16 protein-coding genes are annotated in these 19,986 nt (G+C 67.8%); 11 read left to right on the forward strand and 5 right to left on the reverse strand.

Annotation, left to right across the window (positions count from 1 at the left end; all coding sequences use genetic code 11):
- Positions 1 to 64: 64 nt before the first annotated feature.
- On the reverse strand, positions 65 to 565 hold the full coding sequence (locus Y958_RS22495; RefSeq protein ID WP_088874226.1) for a hypothetical protein: 501 nt from the start codon (positions 563 to 565) through the stop codon (positions 65 to 67).
- 218 nt (positions 566 to 783) lie between these two features.
- Here Y958_RS22495 and Y958_RS22500 point away from each other — a divergent pair, with 218 nt between their 5' ends.
- A complete protein-coding gene (locus tag Y958_RS22500) occupies positions 784 to 1,689 on the forward strand; it encodes a LysR family transcriptional regulator (RefSeq protein ID WP_088874227.1) in 906 nt (301 codons plus the stop codon).
- Positions 1,690 to 1,765: 76 nt separating this feature from the next.
- Here the strand turns inward: Y958_RS22500 and Y958_RS22505 are convergent, their stop codons facing one another.
- The gene (locus Y958_RS22505; RefSeq protein ID WP_145727538.1) at positions 1,766 to 2,497 is read right to left on the reverse strand and encodes a tetratricopeptide repeat protein; all 732 of its coding nucleotides are present in this window, start codon (positions 2,495 to 2,497) and stop codon (positions 1,766 to 1,768) included.
- A gap of 192 nt (positions 2,498 to 2,689) precedes the next feature.
- Here Y958_RS22505 and Y958_RS22510 point away from each other — a divergent pair, with 192 nt between their 5' ends.
- From Y958_RS22510 to Y958_RS22535, 6 genes are all read left to right on the forward strand, one after another.
- Entirely contained in the window at positions 2,690 to 3,187 is a 498-nt protein-coding gene (locus tag Y958_RS22510) for a formate dehydrogenase subunit gamma (protein WP_088874229.1), read from the forward strand.
- Positions 3,184 to 4,755 (forward strand): formate dehydrogenase beta subunit, encoded by a 1,572-nt coding sequence (locus tag Y958_RS22515; protein WP_088875169.1) that lies wholly within the window; start codon positions 3,184 to 3,186, stop codon positions 4,753 to 4,755. The genes Y958_RS22510 and Y958_RS22515 overlap by 4 nt, the downstream gene beginning before the upstream one ends.
- 14 nt (positions 4,756 to 4,769) lie before the next feature.
- Positions 4,770 to 7,631, forward strand: coding sequence for a formate dehydrogenase subunit alpha (gene fdhF / locus Y958_RS22520; RefSeq protein ID WP_088874230.1), 2,862 nt, complete (start codon positions 4,770 to 4,772; stop codon positions 7,629 to 7,631).
- Positions 7,628 to 8,518 carry a formate dehydrogenase accessory sulfurtransferase FdhD gene (gene fdhD / locus Y958_RS22525; RefSeq protein ID WP_088874231.1) on the forward strand — a complete coding sequence of 297 codons (891 nt, stop codon included), beginning with the start codon at positions 7,628 to 7,630 and terminating at the stop codon, positions 8,516 to 8,518. Before fdhF ends, fdhD begins: the two co-directional genes overlap by 4 nt.
- On the forward strand, positions 8,508 to 8,723 hold the full coding sequence (locus Y958_RS22530; RefSeq protein WP_040846996.1) for a formate dehydrogenase subunit delta: 216 nt from the start codon (positions 8,508 to 8,510) through the stop codon (positions 8,721 to 8,723). The genes fdhD and Y958_RS22530 overlap by 11 nt, the downstream gene beginning before the upstream one ends.
- A gap of 242 nt (positions 8,724 to 8,965) precedes the next feature.
- On the forward strand, positions 8,966 to 10,480 hold the full coding sequence (locus Y958_RS22535) for an OFA family MFS transporter (RefSeq protein ID WP_244909650.1): 1,515 nt from the start codon (positions 8,966 to 8,968) through the stop codon (positions 10,478 to 10,480).
- Positions 10,481 to 10,651: 171 nt separating this feature from the next.
- On the opposite strand, the gene Y958_RS22540 is transcribed toward Y958_RS22535, so the two are convergent.
- A complete protein-coding gene (locus Y958_RS22540) occupies positions 10,652 to 11,434 on the reverse strand; it encodes a 3-hydroxybutyrate dehydrogenase (RefSeq protein ID WP_004273105.1) in 783 nt (260 codons plus the stop codon).
- Between the two features lie 338 nt (positions 11,435 to 11,772).
- On the opposite strand from Y958_RS22540, the gene Y958_RS22545 reads away from it, so the two are divergent.
- The 3 genes from Y958_RS22545 to Y958_RS22555 all read left to right on the forward strand — a co-directional run bounded on the left by Y958_RS22545 (position 11,773) and on the right by Y958_RS22555 (position 16,289).
- Positions 11,773 to 13,587 (forward strand): GGDEF domain-containing protein, encoded by a 1,815-nt coding sequence (locus tag Y958_RS22545; RefSeq protein ID WP_244909651.1) that lies wholly within the window; start codon positions 11,773 to 11,775, stop codon positions 13,585 to 13,587.
- A gap of 146 nt (positions 13,588 to 13,733) precedes the next feature.
- Entirely contained in the window at positions 13,734 to 15,848 is a 2,115-nt protein-coding gene (locus Y958_RS22550) for a putative bifunctional diguanylate cyclase/phosphodiesterase (RefSeq protein ID WP_088874233.1), read from the forward strand.
- 114 nt (positions 15,849 to 15,962) lie between these two features.
- Entirely contained in the window at positions 15,963 to 16,289 is a 327-nt protein-coding gene (locus Y958_RS22555; RefSeq protein ID WP_040847536.1) for an EthD family reductase, read from the forward strand.
- A gap of 19 nt (positions 16,290 to 16,308) precedes the next feature.
- Here Y958_RS22555 and Y958_RS22560 read toward each other — a convergent pair whose 3' ends face one another.
- Positions 16,309 to 18,342, reverse strand: coding sequence for a sensor histidine kinase (locus Y958_RS22560; protein WP_186291563.1), 2,034 nt, complete (start codon positions 18,340 to 18,342; stop codon positions 16,309 to 16,311).
- A 125-nt stretch (positions 18,343 to 18,467) separates the two neighbouring features.
- Positions 18,468 to 19,163 (reverse strand): response regulator transcription factor, encoded by a 696-nt coding sequence (locus tag Y958_RS22565; RefSeq protein WP_157999517.1) that lies wholly within the window; start codon positions 19,161 to 19,163, stop codon positions 18,468 to 18,470.
- A gap of 392 nt (positions 19,164 to 19,555) precedes the next feature.
- Between Y958_RS22565 and Y958_RS22570 the strand changes: the two genes are divergently transcribed.
- Complete coding sequence (locus tag Y958_RS22570) at positions 19,556 to 19,828, forward strand: hypothetical protein (protein WP_088874236.1); 273 nt, start codon at positions 19,556 to 19,558, stop codon at positions 19,826 to 19,828.
- The last annotated feature ends 158 nt before the right edge of the window (positions 19,829 to 19,986 follow it).

Consider the following 19,986-nt stretch of genomic DNA (forward strand, 5'->3'; position numbering starts at 1 on the left):
ACGGGCGCCGCTGTCCAGGGGGCAAGAGGTGGTGTGGCAGTGGGACGGGCCTCAGCCGCAAGGATCAGGCGATGGCGGCGGCCCGCCGGATACCGGGACGGAAACGGCGGGTCGCCAGGATGCCGGTCCCCACGAACAGCAGCAGCAGGATGCCTTCCGCGGCGCCGAAGGGTGGCTCGCTGCCCGTGGGGGCCAGCGCGTGCAGGGCCGGCACCTTCAGGAAGGATTGGGCCACGGCCACGAAGGCCAGCAGGAAGACGCTGGCGGTCAGGCTGGCGGCGTATATCCACCGCCAGGCCCCGCGCAGGCCGAAGGCGTAAAGGGCCGCGATGGCCACCGCCAGGATCAGCAGCGACAACGCCCCCACGCCATGCGAAGGCAGGAAGCCGCTGAAGGGGAAGCCGAAGCCGGTGAGGTCGGTCAGGACGGCTGCCGCCAGGTAGACGGCGGTCAGCGCCGGCGGCACCCGGCTGCTGAACAGGCCGCTGAGCAACAGCAGTCCCGCCGCCAAGGCCAGCAGGCTGAGATCGGTATGGAAACCCACATAGCTGGTCGGATCGAACATGGCTTGCTCCCCTTGGTCGAAAGGGCGGTTCCCTGCCACCCATCCCCAATCTGCCACCCTCCGTCATGCGCGGTCTTGTATCGGCCGACCCTCTTCATGGATCATGCGCACGGGATGCGGGGCCCCGGCAGCGAGGCCCCTCTGCCTACGAAACAGGCTGCGGGCGGGATGCGGTCAACAGGATCGCGCCCCGCTTTCGGGAGAGGGCGCCGCACGGCATGATCGACAAGCTGGAATTCTTCATCGCGCTGGCCCGGGAACAGCATTTCGGCCGCGCGGCGGAGGCCTGCGGCGTCACTCAGCCCACCCTGTCGGCCGGCCTGAAACAGCTGGAGGACCAGCTGGGCGTGCTGCTGGTCAATCGTGGCGCGCGCTACATGGGCCTGACGCAGGAGGGGGAGCGGGTGCTGGACTGGGCCCGCCGCATCGTGGGCGACGCCCGCGCCATGCGGCAGGAGGTGCGGGCCCTGCGCCACGGCCTCAGCGGCCACCTGCGCATCGCGGTCATCCCCACGGCGCTGGCCATGGTGCCCATCCTGACCACGCCCTATCGCGAGCGGCACCCGGGCGTGAAGTTCACCGTGCTGTCGCGCACCTCCATCGAGATTTTGCATCTGCTGGAAGGGCTGGAGATCGACGCCGGCCTGACCTACTTGGACAACGAACCCCTGGGCCGGGTGCGCACCGTACCCCTGTACCGCGAACAGTACCGCCTGCTGATCTCCCGCGACAGCCCGCTGGGCGCCCGTGCCCAGGTCAGCTGGGCCGAGGTGGGGGAGATACCGCTGTGCCTGCTGACACCGGACATGCAGAACCGGCGGATCATCGACCGGCTGTTGGCCATCGCCGGCGCCACGTCGGCGCCGACCCTGGAATCCAATTCCATGATCGTGCTGTTCTCGCACGTGCGCACGGGCAAGTGGGCCAGCATCATGCCCGAGGTGCTGACCACGGCTTTCAACTTCCCGGAGGAGATCCGGGCCATCCCCATCGTCGACCCGGCGGCGGTGCATGACATCGGCCTGGTGGTGCCCTATCGCGACCCCATGACGCCCCTGACCGCCGCCTTGGTGGCCGAGGCCAAGAAGGTGGCCCGCACCTTTGGCGAGCCCATGGCTCCCTGACCGCAAAAAAGGAACCCCCCGGGGCGGTGGCCGCTCCGGGGGTTCCTCCATATGATGCCCGGCGCTCGGGCGGTACTCAGTTCGACGCCACCAGCTTCTGGCGGACGTCGGCCAGCAGGGCCCGGGCCTCGGCGCGGCGTCCGGCGTCCCACACGGGCTGGGTCACGGACACCGGCGCCTCCAGGGCGTGGGCCAGCACCTTGGCCGAGCGCTCGTACTCACCCTGCTGCGACAGGAACTCGCCGTAGAAGTAGTTGGACTCCAGCCCGTTGGGGCTCAACGCGATGCCGCGCTCCAGGTACTTGCGCGCCTTGCTGTCGCTGCCGAAGCCGATGGGGAAGCCCGGCATCAGGTAATAGAGCGAGCCCAGGTTGACCGCCGACGCGCCGTCCAGGGCGGTGGGGTCGATCCTGTCGGCCTGTTCGAACAGGTCGCGGGCCTTGCGCACCAGCTCCAGCGAGCCGGCGTTCTGCTCATAGCCGGCGATGCTGCCCAGGATCAGGGCGGTGCTGATCATCGGCTCGGCGCGGCCCGGGTAGCGGGTCTGCAGGTCGGTGGCGCGGACCAGCAGATCCCGCATCTTCTGGGCCTGGGCCTTGTCGTCGTGCATCTGGTACTTGATGACCGACCAATCGCGCAGCAGCTGCGTCACGTCCTGCGTCATCGCCGGGTCAGTGGGCTGGGCCGCCGCCGGGGCCGCCGCCATCACCGAAGCCGGGCTGTCGACCGAGGCGGCCTGCACCGCAATCGGGGCCGCCAGCATCAGGCTCAGCAAGGTTGAGGTCGCAACAAAAACACGCGCACGCATAATCCACGTCCCAGTGACGGGCGTCCTAGTTGGGCGTCCTATATGGTTTCGATGTGCCGCGGGCGGGCCGAAGCAGGCCAGGCGGCGTGATAGAAGTTTTCTATCGCAACATGGAACGGCTTCGTTGATTATGTTCCGGCGATAGCCAACTTCTAATGACAGGGAGAATGCCTGAGAAGTGAGGCCGCTGCTGTGACGTCTGCCACAACAAGTACCCCGTGGGACCGTGAAAAGGCCGCTGAAGTCATTGCGGCGCACCAAAATCTTGAAGGGCCAGCATTGCCGATACTGCATGCCTTGCAGGAGACCTTCGGCCATGTGCCCGAGGACGCGGTGCCCTTGCTTGCGGACGCGCTGAACCTTTCCCGCGCCGATGTTCACGGAATTGTAAGCTTTTACCACGACTTTAGAGAGGCGCCCGCCGGTCGCCACGTGGTGAAGCTGTGCCGGGCCGAGGCGTGCCAGTCCATGGGCGGTCATGCCTTGGCGGAAGGCCTGCTGCGCCGCCTGGGCCTGGACTGGGGCGGCACCACCGGCGACGGCCAGGTGACGATTGAGCCTGTCTATTGCCTGGGGCTGTGCGCCTGCGCCCCGGCGGCCCTGATCGACGGCCGCCCCCTGGGCCGCCTGAACCGCGAACGCCTGGACGCCGCCGTGAACGAGGCCCGCAACGATTGGTCGACGCCATGAGCACCCGCATCTTCATTCCCCGCGACGTGGCCGCCCTGGCGGTGGGCGCCGACGAGGTCGCGCGCGCCGTGGCGGCGCAGGCCGCCGCCCTGGGCACCGCCGTCACCATCGTGCGCACCGGCTCGCGCGGTCTGTTCTGGCTGGAACCGATGGTGGAGGTGGAAACCCCCTTGGGCCGCATCGCCTACGGCCCGGTGCAGGCCGGCGACGTGGCCGCCCTGTTCACCGCCGGCTGGCTGACGGGCGCCACGCACCCCCTGCGCGTCGGCCGGCCGGAGGACCATCCCTTCCTGGCCCGCCAGACGCGGCTGACCTTCGCCCGCTGCGGCATCGTCGATCCCCTGTCGGTGGAGGATTACAAGGCGGCCGGCGGCTATCGTGGCCTGGCCAAGGCCATCGAAGTGGGCGGGGCCGCCACGGTGGAGGCGGTGACCAAGTCCGGCCTGCGCGGTCGCGGCGGCGCCGGCTTCCCCACCGGCATCAAGTGGAAGACGGTGCGCGATGCCATCTCTGACCAGAAGTACGTCGTCTGCAACGCGGATGAGGGCGACAGCGGCACCTTCGCCGACCGCATGATCCTGGAGGGCGACCCCTTCTGCCTGATCGAGGGCATGACCATCGCCGGCCTGGCGGTGGGCGCCACGCGGGGCTACATCTACTCCCGTTCCGAATACCCACACGCCAACGCCACCATGCGGGCGGCGCTGGACATCGCCCGCGCCGCCGGCCTGCTGGGCCGTGACATCCTGGGCTCCGGCCTGGAGTTCCACCTGGAACTGCGCGTGGGGGCCGGCGCCTATGTCTGTGGCGAGGAAACGGCGCTGCTGGAAAGCCTGGAGGGCAAGCGCGGCGTGGTGCGGGCCAAGCCGCCGCTGCCGGCGCTGAAGGGCCTGTTCGGCCGGCCCACCGTGGTCAACAACCTGCTGTCCCTGGCCACCATCCCCGTCATCATGGATCTGGGCGCGCAATACTACGCCGACTTCGGCATGGGCCGGTCGCGCGGCACCATGCCCATCCAGCTGGCCGGCAATGTCCTGCATGGCGGCCTGTTCGAGACGGCCTTCGGCCTGACCCTGGGCGAGATCGTGATGGAGGTGGGCGGTGGCACCAATAGCCGCCGGCCGGTCCGCGCGGTGCAGGCGGGTGGTCCCCTGGGCGCTTACCTGCCGCCCAGCCAGTTCGACACCCCTTATGATTACGAGGCCTTCGCCGCGCGTGACGCCCTGATCGGCCACGGCGGTCTGGTGGTGTTCGACGACACGGTGGACATGGCCCACATGGCGCGCTTCGCCATGGAGTTCTGCGCGGAGGAATCCTGCGGCAAGTGCACGCCCTGCCGCATCGGTTCCACCCGGGGGGCGGAGGTGGTGGACCGCATCCTGGCGGGCCGCGACGTGGCGGCCAACATCGCGCTGCTGGAAGACCTGTGCAACACCATGAAGTTCGGATCGCTGTGCGCGCTGGGGGGCTTCACGCCCTATCCGGTGTTGAGCGCCGTCCGTCATTTCCCCGAAGACTTTCATACGCGCAATTCCCCGGGCCGGCCTCTGCCGGCCGCGGCAGAGTGAAGGAGGGTCCGGCCATGGGCTTGGTTCCTGAGATCGACTACGGCACCCCGCATCCCCGCGGCCTGAAGGGCGACACCGACGCCAAGATGGTCACCCTGACCATCGACGGCGAGACGGTGACGGTGGCGGAGGGCACCTCCATCATGCGCGCCGCCATGGACAGCGGCGTCACCATTCCCAAGCTGTGCGCCACCGACACGCTGGACGCCTTCGGCTCCTGCCGGCTGTGCCTGGTGGAAATCCAGGGTCGGGCGGGCACGCCCGCCTCCTGCACCACGCCGGTGGCCCCGGGCATGGTGGTATCCACGCAGACGGAACGGCTGAAGCGCCTGCGCAAGGGGGTGATGGAGCTGTACATCTCCGACCACCCGCTGGATTGCCTGACCTGTGCCGCCAATGGCGACTGCGAGCTGCAGGACATGGCCGGCGCCGTGGGTCTGCGCGAGGTGCGTTATGGCATGGAGGGGGCTAACCACCTGGGCCAAGCCAAGGACACCTCCAACCCCTATTTCACCTTCGACCCGTCGAAGTGCATCGTCTGCTCCCGCTGCGTGCGGGCCTGCCAGGAGGTACAGGGCACCTTCGCACTGACCATCCAGGACCGGGGCTTCGCCAGCAAGGTCTCGGCCGGCATGGACGAGGATTTCATGGACAGCGAGTGCGTCAGCTGCGGCGCCTGCGTCCAGGCCTGTCCCACGGCCACCCTGATGGAAAAGTCGGTCATCGAGATCGGCCAGCCGGAGCATTCCGTCGTCACCACCTGCGCCTATTGCGGCGTGGGCTGCAGCTTCAAGGCGGAGATGCGCGGGACTGAGCTGGTGCGCATGGTCCCCTACAAGGACGGCGCCGCCAACCGCGGCCATTCCTGCGTGAAGGGCCGCTTCGCGTGGGGTTACGCCACCCACCGCGAGCGCATCCTGAAGCCCATGATCCGGTCCAAGATCACCGACCCGTGGCGCGAGGTGTCGTGGGAAGAGGCCATCAACTACACCGCGTCGGAATTCAAGCGCATCCAGGATAAATACGGCCGCGCCTCGGTCGGCGGCATCACCTCCTCCCGCTGCACCAATGAGGAGACGTATCTGGTGCAGAAGCTGGTGCGCGCCGGCTTCGGCAACAACAACGTCGACACCTGCGCCCGCGTCTGCCACTCCCCCACCGGCTACGGCCTGGGCACGGCCTACGGCACCTCCGCCGGCACCCAGGACTTCGACAGTGTCGAGGATACCGACGTCGTCATGGTCATCGGGGCCAACCCCACCGATGGCCACCCGGTGTTCGGTTCCCGCCTGAAGAAGCGGCTGCGCCAAGGCGCCAAGCTGATCGTTGTCGATCCGCGCCGCATCGACCTGGTGAAGACCCCACACGTGGAGGCGGCCCACCATCTGCCGCTGCGTCCCGGCACCAACGTCGCCGTGGTCACTGCCATCGCCCATGTCATCGTCACCGAGGGCCTGGTGAATGAGGCCTTCGTGCGCGAGCGCTGCGACTGGGACGAGTTCCAGGACTGGGCGGCCTTCGTCGCCGAGGAGCGGCACAGCCCCGAGGCCATCGCCGAGTATACCGGCGTGCCGGCGGCCGAGCTGCGCGCCGCCGCCCGCCTCTACGCCACCGGCGGCAACGCCGCCATCTACTATGGTCTGGGGGTGACGGAGCACAGCCAGGGCTCCACCACCGTCATGGCCATCGCCAACCTGGCCATGGCCACGGGCAATCTGGGCCGGCGCGGCGTGGGCGTGAACCCGCTGCGCGGCCAGAACAACGTCCAGGGCAGCTGCGACATGGGCTCCTTCCCCCATGAGCTGCCGGGCTACCGCCATGTCCACGACGACGCCACCCGCGCCATTTTCGAGGACATGTGGGGCGTGACCCTGGAAAGGGAGCCGGGCCTGCGCATTCCCAACATGCTGGACGCGGCCGTCGACGGCACCTTCAAGGGCCTGTACGTCCAGGGTGAGGACATCGTGCAGTCCGATCCCGACACCCATCACGTCACCGCTGGCCTGGAGGCCATGGAGTGCGTGGTGGTGCAGGACCTGTTCCTGAATGAGACGGCGAACTACGCCCATGTCTTCCTGCCCGGCTCCACCTTCCTGGAGAAGGATGGCACCTTCACCAACGCGGAACGGCGCATCAACCGCGTGCGCCGGGTCATGCCGCCGCGCAACGGCTACGCCGACTGGGAAATCACCCAGATCCTGTCCAACGCCCTGGGCTATCCCATGACTTACAGCCACCCGGCGGAGATCATGGCGGAGATCGCGGCCACCACCCCGGGCTTCCGCAACGTGACCTACGAGATGCTGGACGAACGCGGCTCCGTCCAGTGGCCGTGCAACGACGACGCGCCCGAAGGCACGCCCATCATGCACATCAACGGCTTCGCCCGCGGCAAGGGCAAGTTCGTGCTGACGGAATACATTCCCACGGATGAACGCACGGGCGCCCGCTTCCCCCTGCTGCTGACCACCGGCCGTATCCTCAGCCAGTACAATGTCGGCGCGCAGACCCGGCGTACGGCCAACAGCGAATGGCATAAGGAGGACAGGCTGGAGATCCACCCGCACGACGCGGAGAACCGTGGCGTGCGCGACGGCGACTGGGTAAAGCTGCAAAGCCGCGCGGGTGAAACCACGCTGCGCGCCCTGATCACCGACCGGGTGTCGCCCGGCGTGGTCTACACCACCTTCCACCACCCCATGACCCAGGCCAACGTGATCACCACCGACTATTCCGACTGGGCCACCAACTGCCCCGAATACAAGGTGACGGCGGTGCAGGTCAGCCCCAGCAACGGCCCGTCCGACTGGCAGGAGAAGTACAAGACCCACAGCGACCTCAGCCGCCGCATCGTTGGCACGGATGCCGCTGAATGACGGACCGCGTGACGCCGGTGCCGCAAGCCCTGCCGGATGCCAGCCGCCCGGTCACCCGGGTGGCCTGGCGCGATGGCGTTCCCCTGGACGGGGACCGCGTGGTGGCGGAGGAGACGGCGGTGGCCATCAGCTACGACAGTGCGGCCTACGCCGTGCTGATGGCGACCCCGCGCGACCTGGAAGACTTCGCCCTGGGCTTCAGCGTGACCGAGGGCATCATCACCGGCCGTGCGGACATCGCCGACCTGGACCTGGTGGTGGTGCCGGAAGGGGTGAACGTCCGCCTGTGGCTGGCCAAAACCCCGGGGGAGGCGCTGGAACGCCGTCGCCGTCGCCTGGCCGGGCCCATGGGCTGCGGCCTCTGTGGCCTGGAAAGCCTGGCGGAGGCGACACGGGCCCTGCCGGTGGTGCCGCAGGGCTTCACCATCGATGCGACCCAGGTGGCCGCCGCGCGCGACGACCTGGCCAACCATCAGCCGCTGTTCGAGGAGACGCGGGCCGTCCACGCCGCCGGCTTCTGGCTCGCCGGTTCAGAAGGCCAGCCCGGCCGCATGGTGGCGGTGCGCGAGGACGTGGGCCGCCACAACGCGCTGGACAAGCTGGCGGGCGCCTTGATCCGGGGCGGTGTCGACGCCGCGTCCGGCCTGGTGGTGATGAGCAGCCGGGTGTCGGTGGAACTGGTGCAGAAGGCGGCCGCCATGGGCGTGCCGGTGCTGGTGGCGGTCTCCGCCCCCTCCGCCCTGGCCATCCGCACGGCCGAGGCCGCCGGCATCACGCTGGTGGCGGTGGCCCGCCGAGACGGGTTCGAGGTTTTCACCCATGCCGGCCGGATCGTGCCGGGCGATGGGGCGGAAGCGAAGCAAGGGAATACACGGCATGTCGCCTGACAAGCTGGTCTATATGGCCAATCAAATCGGCAAGTTCTTCACCTCCCAGCCGGGCGACAAGGCGGCGGCCGGCATCGCCAACCACATCGCCAAGTTCTGGGAACCCCGGATGCGCCAGGCGATCCAGGCGCATGTGGCCCAGGGCGGTGGCGGATTGGACCCAGAGGTGCTGAAGGCGGTGGAAAGTCTGCCCAAAGTAAATTAGACTATCTGTGTAGAATAAAAACAGTAGGCCGGGGGAATTGGTGGCGTTCCTGAAAGGAGCGGCTATCTGCTTTTTGCTGTCTTAAAATAAAGCGGGAGACGTCAATGAGTGTGGCAACTTCGGGCCCCACGGGAGGAAGCTCGTCCGGCTCGATCCTGGATCGCGAAAGGATAGTCGCAAAGGCGGGTTTTAACCGGTGGCTGGTACCGCCGGCGGCGCTGGCCGTCCACCTTTGCATTGGCATGGCCTATGGCTTCAGCGTCTTCTGGCTGCCGCTATCCAAGGCCCTGACCGGCACGGATGAGGCGGCGTGCAAGGATATTTCCCTGCTGGCGGCCCTTACCACCACCACCTGCAACTGGCGGGTGGCCGACATCCAGATCATGTACACCCTGTTCTTCGTCGTCTTGGGCTCGGCGGCGGCCCTGTGGGGCGGCTGGCTGGAACGGGTCGGTCCCAGACGCGCCGGTGTCGTCGCCACCTTCTGCTGGTGCGGCGGCATGGTGGTTTCGGCCATCGGCATCATGGTGCATCAGCTGTGGCTGGTCTGGCTGGGCGGCATCATCGGCGGCGTGGGCCTGGGGCTGGGATACATCTCGCCCGTCTCCACCCTCATCAAATGGTTCCCCGACCGGCGCGGCATGGCGACGGGCATGGCCATCATGGGCTTCGGCGGCGGTGCCATGATCGGCTCCCCCCTGGCCAACATCCTGATCAATCAGTTCAAGGGCCCGGATGGCCCGGGCGTGTGGCAGACCTTCCTGGTCATGGCCGCGCTCTACTTCGTGTTCATGCTGGCGGGTTCCTTCGGCTATCGCATCCCGCCCGCCGGCTGGCGGCCGGACGGCTGGACGCCCCCTGCGGCGGCGCAGCGGGCCATGATCACCCATGGACACGTACACCTGGACAACGCGCACAAGACGCCGCAGTTCTGGCTGATCTGGGCGGTGCTGTGCCTGAACGTCAGCGCCGGCATCGGCGTCATCGGCATGGCCTCCCCCATGTTGCAGGAAATCTTCGCCGGCAAGCTGATCGGCCACCCCGAACTGGGCTTCGACCAGCTGGACCCGGGGCAGAAGGTGGCCATCGCCACCATCGGCGCAGCCTTCGCTGGCTTGATCTCGCTGTTCAACATCGGTGGCCGCTTCTTCTGGGCCTCCATGTCGGACAAGCTGGGCCGCAAGATGACCTATTGCGTCTTCTTCGTCCTCGGCCTGGTGCTGTACGCGGCGGCGCCCAGCCTGGCCCGCGCCGGCAGCGTGGCGCTGTTCGTGCTGGCCGTCGGCGTCATCCTATCCATGTACGGCGGTGGTTTCGCCACCGTGCCGGCCTATCTCGCCGACATCTTCGGAACCCAGTTCGTGGGCGCCATCCACGGACGGCTGCTGACCGCCTGGTCGGTGGCGGGCATCGTCGGCCCCATCCTGGTCGGCTACATCCGCGAGGCAGAGCTGGCGCTGAAGGTGCCGAAGGATCACGTCTACGACGTCACCTTCTACGTCCTGGCCGTGTTCCTGATCATCGGCCTGTTGTGCAACCTGGCCATCAAGCAACTGGCGTCCCGGTGGTTCATGAGCGACGCCCAGGTCGCGGCCCTGCAGGCCAAGACGGCGACCGCCAACGCCGCCGGTGGTTCGTTCGGCATCGGCCGGGGCGGCCTGAACGGCCCGGCCATGCTGGCTTGGCTGGCGGTGGGCCTGCCCATCCTGTGGGGCGTGTGGACCACCCTGCAGAAGGCGGCGCCGCTGTTCAACTGATGCGCTGAAAAGTGAAGGGGCGGCACCGTTAGGCACCGCCCCTTTTCTTTACCCGCCCTTTTTGTCCCTAGCCCGCGACTGCGGGCGCCGGAGCTTTCCGGGGAGCGGAGCGGACTGGAAAGCGAGGATGGCAAGGGCCCGGATGGGCCCGCCCGCAGGGCATCCCAAAAATTACTGCGCCGTCCAGCCGCCATCCATGGGCAGGGGCACGCCGGTCATCTGGGCGGCGGCGTCGGTGCAGAGGAAGGCGGCCAGCTCGCCCAGCTCTTCCGGCGTGGTGAACTTCTTGGACGGCTGCTTTTCCGACAGCAGCTTCAGCTCGGCATCCTTCTCGCTGATGCCGTCCTTGGCCGCCATGTCCTTGATCTGCTTTTCCACCAGCGGCGTCAGCACCCAGCCGGGGCAGATGGCGTTGGCGGTGATGTCGATCTCGGCCGTTTCCAGGGCCGCCACTTTGGTCAGGCCGACGACGCCGTGCTTGGCCGCGACATAGGCCGCCTTGTGCGGGCTGGCCACCAGGCCGTGGGCGGAGGCGATGTTGATCAGCCGGCCCCAGCCCTGCTTCTTCATGTAGGGCAGGGCGTAGTGCATGCCCCAGAACACGCCGGACAGGTTGATGGCGATGATGGCGTTCCACTTGTCCTCGGGGAAATCCTCGATGGCCGCCGTGTACTGGATGCCGGCGTTGCTGACCAGCACGTCGATGGACCCGAAGGTTTCCACCGTGGTGTCGATCATCTCCTTGATGGAGGACGGCTTGGAGATGTCGGCGGCGTTGTAGGCGGCGCGCACGCCGAACTCGCTTTCCAGGCCGCTGCGGATCTTCTCGATCTCCGCCGCGTCGCCGAAGCCGTTCAGCATGATGTTGGCGCCCTTGGAGGCCAGGACGCGGGCGATGCCCAGGCCGATCCCGCTGGTGGAACCGGTGACGACGGCGGATTTACCCTTCAGCATGACTACCCCTATAAGTTGAGGATGTTCGGTGAATCTCGATTCCGTTGGCATCGCGCGGCCGACCATGGCGGCCGCACCATGTGCCTGGTATGCCGCCTTGATATAAGGCCATGTGTGCGCCGCCGAAAGCCCCGCCCACGGCCTAAGCCGTTGTCATAGGCCGATTGCCGCCGGAATCTACAAATCAGGGCATCCGGTTCTGGTGCACCGGCGTCCTGGCATGCGGCGCCCGCGCATCACCGGTTGCCGGGTCATCACATAACTGTCACCGTCTAGGGATATTACTGAAGAACACACTCTTTATTGCGGCCTGAAGGTCCGATCCCTCCTTGATCTTGATGCCTGAAGAGCGAGAGACCGGCATCCCCCGGCAGGGAACCCAGGGGCGCCCGACCGCCGGATCCTCAGCGCCGCCCCCTGCCGCCCTGCCGGCGGAGGGGGGCGCCATCGCCTTGCCGGCCCGCTGGCGCGACGTTGTGGCGCACCTGCATCCTGTCTTCCAACCCATCGTGCAGATGCGCACGGCCCGCGTGCATGGGCATGAGGCCCTGCTGCGCGGGTGGGAGGCCGCCGGCTTCGCCAGTCTGGCGGCCCTGTTCCAGGCGGCCGTTGACGAGGGCGCGCTGCCGGCCTTGGAAGCCTACATCCAGGCTGCCGCCGTGGCCGCCTTCCTGGCGGCGGGCGGCACGGCCGAGGTGCGCCTGTTCCTGAACATCCATCCCCTGGCCCAGGGTCAGGTGCCGCCCCCGCCGCAGGGCGAGCAGGTGCACCTGGTCTATGAGACCACGGGCACGGGGCCCATTCCCACCCGTGCCGGCCGTGACGGTGGCGACCGGCGGGGCCGTGTCGACATCGCCTTCGATCGCTTCGGCGTGGGCGTGGCGGATTTCCAGCGCCTGCTGGCCAGCCCGCCCAGCTATGTGAAGATCGACCGCGCCTTCATCAGCGGCGTGGACGGCGACCAGGCCAAGCGCGCCCTGCTGGGCCAGCTGATCGGCAGCGCACACGCCCTGGGCCTGGCCACCATCGCCGTGGGCGTGGAGACCTCGCGCGAATTCTATGTCTGCCGGGATCTGGGCTGCGATCATGCCCAGGGCTTCCTGTTGGGCCGCCCCGGCGGCGGCCTGCTGGCCGAGGCCAGCGAGATCGCCGAGTCCCTGACCCGCAGCGACCGCCGCCGCCCGTCCGACGCCCGCCAGCGCCTGTTCGAGCTGATCGAACGCATCGCGCCCCTGCCGCTGGAGGCGCCCAAGGCCAAGCTGCTGGAGTATTTCGGCAACCTTGCCGCCCCGCCGGTGGTGCCGGTGGTGGATCGGGCGGGGGTGCCGCGCGGCCTGATTCGCGAACGCCACCTGAAGCCTTTCGTCTATTCGCGGTACGGCACGGAAATCCTGCGCAACCGCGCCTTCGGCAACACGCTGAAGGATTTCGTCATCCCCTGCCCGGTCTGCGACATCGGGACGCCCCTGGAACGCGTGATCGAGCTGTTCGCCGAGGCGGCGGACAGCGACGGCGTCATCATCGTCGAGGGCGGCGAGTATGTCGGCTTCCTCAGCAGCCAGTCGCTGGTGCGCCTGCTGCACGAACACCGCCTGGCCACGGCGGTGGACCAGAACCCACTGACCCGCCTGCCCGGCAACAACGCCATCACCGCCCAGGTGGAGGCGCTGGTGACGGATGGCGAGCGGGACCATGTGCTGGTCTACCTGGACTTTGACAACTTCAAGCCGTTCAACGACTATTTCGGCTTCCGCCAGGGCGATCGCGCCATCCTGATGTTCAGTGAGCAGTTGAAGGTCCAGGCCTCCGCCCTCGGCGGGTTCGCCGGCCACATCGGCGGTGATGACTTCTTCCTCTCGTGCAGCGGCCTGACCGCCGACCGGATGCGCGAACGGCTGGTGGCCTTCCTGGGCCGCTTCCGCTCCGACGCCGAAAGCCTTTACGACGTGGAAACACGCGAACGCGGGTGGTTCGAGGCCAAGGACCGCGAGGGGCGCGTGCGGCGCTATCCCTTGCTGCGGGTTAGCGCCGTCATGGTGCAGCTTGTGGCCGGCGCACCCCGTCCGGGGCTGGAAACACTTGTGGAACTGATCGCCGTCCATAAAACTGCGGCGAAGGCGGCGCCCGACAACCTGTTCCTGGTGGCAGGATGACGGATGCGGTCGTCAGCCGGCCGGCCCCGGATGTCTTGGGGCACCGGCCGGAACATAAGACATTTGGGGCGCTACTCTCGTTGGTCAGGTACTCTTTCCACCACTCGGCGGGTGATCCGGCCGGTCCCGGCGCGGCTGCGGCGGGCATGGGCGGCGCTCCGACGGACGGCGCCGACACCCCTGACGATTCGCTGGCGGGTGTTTTCCCCGGCCGCGCGCCGGGCGGTGGCGACGACGATCCCCGCGTGACCGGCTCCCGCTTCCATTGGTCGTTCTGGTCCTCCCTGTCGTTCAAGGAAGGCGTGCGCGGCGCCCTGGCCGCCCTGCTGATCGGCTTCGCCTTTTCCGCGGTGGAGATCGGCTGGGCCGCCAGCCGTGAGCGCGAAAAGGTCCTGACCATCATCGATGACATCGCCGCCCAGGTCGAGGGCAGCGCCGCCATCGCCGCGTGGAACCTGGATGCCCAGCTGGCCAACCAGGTCATCATGGACAATTTGAAGCTCCATGCCGTCTCCGGCGTGGAAATCCTGCTGAAGGATAACGAGCGGCTGGCCGGCGTGCGGCGCAAGCCGGCGCAGGACGGCTGGCTGACGGGGCCGCTGTCGCGCCTGGTGTTCGGCGACCTGTCCACCATCCGCCGCCCCTTGCGCCAACCCAACAGCCCCAATGGCGAGGTCATCGGCGAACTACGCCTGGACCTGGACCCGGTGGTGTTGGCCCGCGACCTGCTGATCCTGGCGGGCACCGGCCTGGTCAGCGGCGTGCTGCGCAACCTGCTGCTGGGCCTGGCCCTGGTGGCGGTGCTGCACCGCTACGTGACCCGGCCGCTGTTCAGCCTGGGCCGGTCCATTTCCCGCATCAATCCCGACCGTCCCATGGAAACGGCCCTGCCGTTGCCTTCGGGGCATGAGCGGGATGAGCTGGGCTACATCGCCGCGCGCACCAACGAACTGTTGGCCCGCCTGGCCGCCAGCCAGGAGGCGCAGCGCCGCATGGCCACGCGCGACCTGCTGACCGGGCTGCCCAACCGCGTGCTGCTGACGGAGGAGCTGGGCCGCTCCCTGCCCAAGGCGGAGCGCGCGGGCTATCACGTTGCCGTGTTCCACCTGGATCTGGATCGGTTCAAGACCGTCAACGAAAGCTATGGCCTGGATGTGGGCGACCGCGTGCTGCGCGAGGTGGGGGCCCGCCTGACCAGCGTGCTGCGCGCCGGCGACAGCGTGGCCCGCCTGGGCGCCGACGAATTCGCCGTGGTGGCCGAAGACATCGCCCAGCCGGAGATGGCGGCCCGCCTGGCGGAACGCATCCTGGACACCCTGGCCGCCCCCTATGCCATCGACGGCCATTCCGTGGCGCTGACCGCCAGCGTGGGCATGGCGCTGTTCCCCGGCGATGGGCGCGACCCCGAGCCGCTGCTGCGCGGCGCCGATGTCGCCATGTGCACGGCCAAGGCGGCCGGCGGGGGGCGCTACCGCTTCTTCGCGCGGGAGATGATGGACCGGGCCGTGGCCCGCCTGCACAACGAGACGGCGCTGCGCCGCGCCATTGAGGAAAACCAGTTCGTCCTCTACTACCAGCCCAAGCTGGAGACGCTGACCCGCAAGCTCAGCGGGGTGGAGGCGCTGCTGCGCTGGCAGAAGCCGGACCGGCTGGTCATGCCGGGCGACTTCATTCCGCTTGCGGAAGAAACCGGGTTGATCGTGCCCATCGGCGCCTGGGTGCTGCGCACGGCCTGCGAACAGGCGGCGCGCTGGCTGGCGGCGGGGCACGCCGTGCCCGTCTCCGTCAACGTCTCCGCCCGCCAGTTGCAGGAGGCGGGACTGGTCGACCTGGTGGCGGACTGCCTGGCCAAGTCCTATCTGCCGCCCGAGTTGCTGAACATCGAGATCACCGAGACCAGCATGATGCGCGACCTGGACCACAGCGAGGCGCTGCTGGCGCGCCTGCGCGACCTGGGCGTGGGCATCAGCGTCGACGATTTCGGCACGGGTTATTCGTCGCTGGCCTACCTGCGCCGCCTGCCGGTGACGGCGCTGAAGCTGGATCGCTCCTTCGTGAACGACATCCCCGCCGAAACCGCCATCGCCACGGCGGTGCTGGACCTGTCACGCAGCTTCGGCCTCAAGACCGTGGCCGAGGGCGTGGAGACGGAGGAGCAATGGCACTGGCTGGCCCAGCAGGGCTGCGCCGAGGTTCAGGGCTTCCTGTTCGCCCGGCCCATGCCGGTGGATCTGGTGGAGCGCGACTTCCTGCAGGGCTGAGCCTCGCGCCGAAGAAATGTTAAGCGGCCATACAACCATAGGACAATACGCCGGCTTCCGCCGCGGGCGTACCTTGGCGCATCCCATAGCCTGAACCAAAGCCAGGACGACGCCATGATCAAAGTCAGCGTGCTGTACGCCAACGAACCCGGCGCCCGCTTCGACCACGATTACTACAGGGACCGCCATATGCCGCTGGTCCAGGAAAAGCTGGGCGCCGCCTGCCTGTTCTATACGGTGGACAAGGGCCTGACCGGTGCCCCGCCCAGCGAAGCGCCGGCCTATGTCGCCATGTGTCACATCTTCGCCGAGTCCGCCGACAGCTTCTGGGCCGCCTTCGGGCCCGTGGCCGAGGAGATCGTGGCCGACATCGCCAACTACACCACCCTGTCGCCGACCATCCAGGTGAGCGAGGTGGTGGTCGGCGCCGGTCGCGGCTGACATCCGGTCCGCGTCGGCTTCATCCCCGGGGCAGCGGGGCGTTCGCCAGTTCCACCACCAGGCAGCAGCCGTCCAGGCGGGTGTGGTCGTAATAGGCGCGTCCGTCGTGCAGTTCCGCGATGCGCCGCACCAGATAGAGGCCGACGCCGATGCCGGGCACGCGCTCGGCCGATGACAGGCGCACGAACTTGCCGAAGATGCGCTCCCGGTCGGCAGGCGGCACGCCGGCGCCGGCGTCGATCACCCGCACGGTGCTACGCGTGGCCGTCTGGGCCAATTCCACCCGGATGGGTTGGCCGGGCGGGCCGTACTTGGCGGCATTTTCCAACAGGTTGAGGATGGATGTCTTGAGGAGGGCCGGGTCGCCCTGAATCTCGTTCGGCACCACGCCTTCCAACCGCACCGCCTGCTCGGGGTGCGATGCGCGCAGGGACCGGACGGCTTCGGCCACCACCTCTTCCAGGATCAGCGACTGGGTTTCCAGGTGCAAGCCGGGCGAGCGGTCGGTCTCGCGACGCAGGCCGACCTCGATGATCTCCACCAGGCGGTCCACGGCCCGGCCCATGCGCTTCAGCAGGTCATGGCCCTTGGCGCCCTCCGCCAAGGCGGCGGAGCCCTTGATCTGCAGGATGTCGATGCCGGTGCGGATGATGGACACCGGCGTGCGGTATTCGTGCGACACCATGTCGATGAACTGGATCTGCTCGCGCACCGCCTGGCGCTCGGCGGCCAGGGCCTCCTCAAGGCTTTCCTTGGCGGCCGACAGCTCGCGGGTGCGCAGCGCCACCATGTCCAGGGCCCGCTGCTCGGCATGGACGGAGGCCGACAGGGCGGCGGCCTGCGCCTCCTTCCGCTCCTTTTCCGACCGGCGCACGCGCGACGCGATGGCGATGTTCATCAGGATCATGTGCACCAGAGACGCCGCCTGTGACGCCGCCTCGGTCAGGCTGATCTCGGGGATCACGCCCAGGGTGCGCATGAAGCCCATCAGGGCCGCCATGCAGGCGGCGCCGAAGGCCAGGCTGTACATCAAGGCGCCGGGGTGTCCCCGCCGCGCCAGCCGGATGGCGCTGCCGATATAGATGAACATATAGGCTGACGTGACCGTGGCCAGCGTGGCGCCGGCCATCGTGTAATAGCCGGCGACGGTGGCGACGATGCCCAGGGCGCCCAGGATGATGGGGATGCGGTTCAGCAGGCTGATCAGCGGCAGGGTGCGCCGCAGGTTCAGGAATTCCTCCGTCAGCAGGGCGCCGGCCAGGATGCCGCCGCAGACGCTGGTGCCGGTGATAAGGTTGGCCAGCTTGGGCGCGGGCCCGGGGAGGATCTGCGCCAGCGCGCCGAAAGATCCGAACGCCAGTCCGATCAGGCTGATCAGATATAGGGCGTAGTAGAAGTAAACCCGCTCCTGCAGCCAATAACTATGGATGAGGTTGGAGATCAGCACCGCCACAGCCATGCCCAGCACGAAGCCCAACCAGATGGACTGCACGCTGACATGGTTCATCAGCGGGATCAGGCGGTAGATTTGGCCGCTGAGGATGGTGGCGCTGGTGGTGTGGACATGGACATAGATCCAGGCCTGGCCGGCGCCATGGAACACCAGCGGCTGGGTGAAGCTGCGAAAGCGCAGCATGCGGTTGGCCGTGGGCTCGCTGTCGCCCTGCACCGTCCTGGCATAGGCTTCGGCCGGTGGCGGTGGCGCGTCGGCCGCCGTGTAGGCGACGTCGGTTTCCACCGTGTCGAGGAAGCTGGGCAGAAGCTCCAGGTACCAGGTGTCGTCGCTGTCCGGGGGCCGCGCGATGCGCATCCTGACCCAGGTATCGGTCAGGGTGAAGCCGCGGTTGAGGTTGCCGGCCAGGGGTTGGAAGCGGCGGCTGGCCTCACCGGCCGTCACGTCGGCCAGGGTCAGCGACCCATCAGGGTCGACCAGGAATTCGAGGTGGCCGGCAATGGGCAGCGTCCGTGTTTCGGTTCCCAGGCGTAGCGGCGGCGCCGTCCAGCCGTCGGGGCCCGCTCCCGCCCGCGCGGGCGGGGCGCACAGCAGCGCCAAGGCGACAATAATGCACAGCCATAGCCACCCGCCCCGTGGCCACCCGCCCCGAGACCATCCGCTGGGTCGTCGCCAAGCGGGCGCTGCGGGGGACGGGGCGGTGGCGGTCATGGTGCGGTGGGGGACTACAGCTGCTTGATGGGGGCGGAGAACAGGTAACCCTTGGCATGGACGGTCTGGATAGGGAAGGCCTCACCCACCGCGGCCTCGATTTTCCGCCGCAGACGGCTGACCAGGGCATCCAGGCCCCGGCTGCCTTGCACCGTGTTGGCGTAGTCCAGCATTTCCAGCAGGGCGGTGCGGTCCACCGCCCGGCCCGGGTCCTGGGTCAGGGCCACCACCAGGTCGAATTCCTTGGCGGTCAGGCGCACGGGCAGGCCGCGCGGCGACAGCACGGACCAGCGCGCATTGTCCAGGACCCAGGGTTCGCTGGAGGACGAGGCCTGCAGGCTGGGAAGATCGTTGACGTCCGGCCCGGCGGCCAGGCGGCGCGCCAGGTTGGTGGCGGCGATGGCCAGCTCCCGGCAATCCACCGGCTTCACGAAGTACAGATCGGCGCCGCTGGTGAAGCCTTTCAGCCTATCGTCCACCCGCGACCGGGCCGTCAGGATGATCAGGCCCATGTTCGTGTTGGCGCGCAGGAAGCTGGCGATGGCGTAGCCATCCTGGTCGGGCAGGCCGATATCCAGGATGACGATGTCCGCCGGCTCCTTGGCGATCTGCTGGTACAACTCCAGGCCCGAGCCCGCCGTGGTGACCGCCAGACCTTGGCTGCTCAGGCAGTGGGCCAGTAATTCCCGAAGGTCAACATCGTCTTCCACCAAAACCACGCGCGGGGCGACGACTCCAACGCTCGCATCCAGGTCTGCCATAGAAAATCTTTTCTATTAAAAGGTTTTAGCGATGGTTCGGTTACAAATTTTTTGGGCCATGTCCCTAGATCGGCCCTGCCGCTGGAACTATTCTCAGGCGCATTCTAATTTTTCATTAATTTTATAGCAATACGATGCGTGCCGCCTCGATTCCTGGCGGGTATGTGCGCCATCATGGATGGATTTCAGCTCCCGGTGGCATGAAGGGCGTTGCCGCAGACGGCCCGGTTGTTTACGCTCACCTCTTCACGAAAAAGGTCGCCGGCCTGGACGGGACGGCGCCAAAAGAACCAGTCCGCCGGCCACGCCGGTGCCAAGGCTGGGGCATCGGGGTGCCATCAATGGGTCAGGCGAAGCAATGGACGCTGCTGCGCGCCGCCGAGCAATGCTATCGCGTTGCCGCCAGCGTGCCCTCGGGTCCTGAGCGGGACCTGTGGATCCGCCGGGGCGGCATGCTGGAGGCGGACAGCGTGGCCGCCCTGCTGACCGGTCCTTGGCCCGAGCGCTGGCCGGCCCGGCCCGTGCCGGACGATCTGCCTTATGATGAGGCCACCGAGTCTCCATCGGTTTCGTCTGTGTCGGCTGACACCGCCAAGCGCAGTCTGGTCGAATAATTTCCCGGAACCATCGCCGGCGTGTTCATTCCTGACCAACCTCTTGTTACGTGCGACGCAACGGCGCCCTGCGGTCGCCAGTAATTGACACTGGCGGATGGCTGGCAGAGTGTGCCCAGCTTATACGACGCGTCATCATCTTCGAGGTTTCTTCAAGT

The organism is Nitrospirillum viridazoti CBAmc (assembly GCF_000730165.1).
Classification (GTDB): domain Bacteria; phylum Pseudomonadota; class Alphaproteobacteria; order Azospirillales; family Azospirillaceae; genus Nitrospirillum; species Nitrospirillum viridazoti.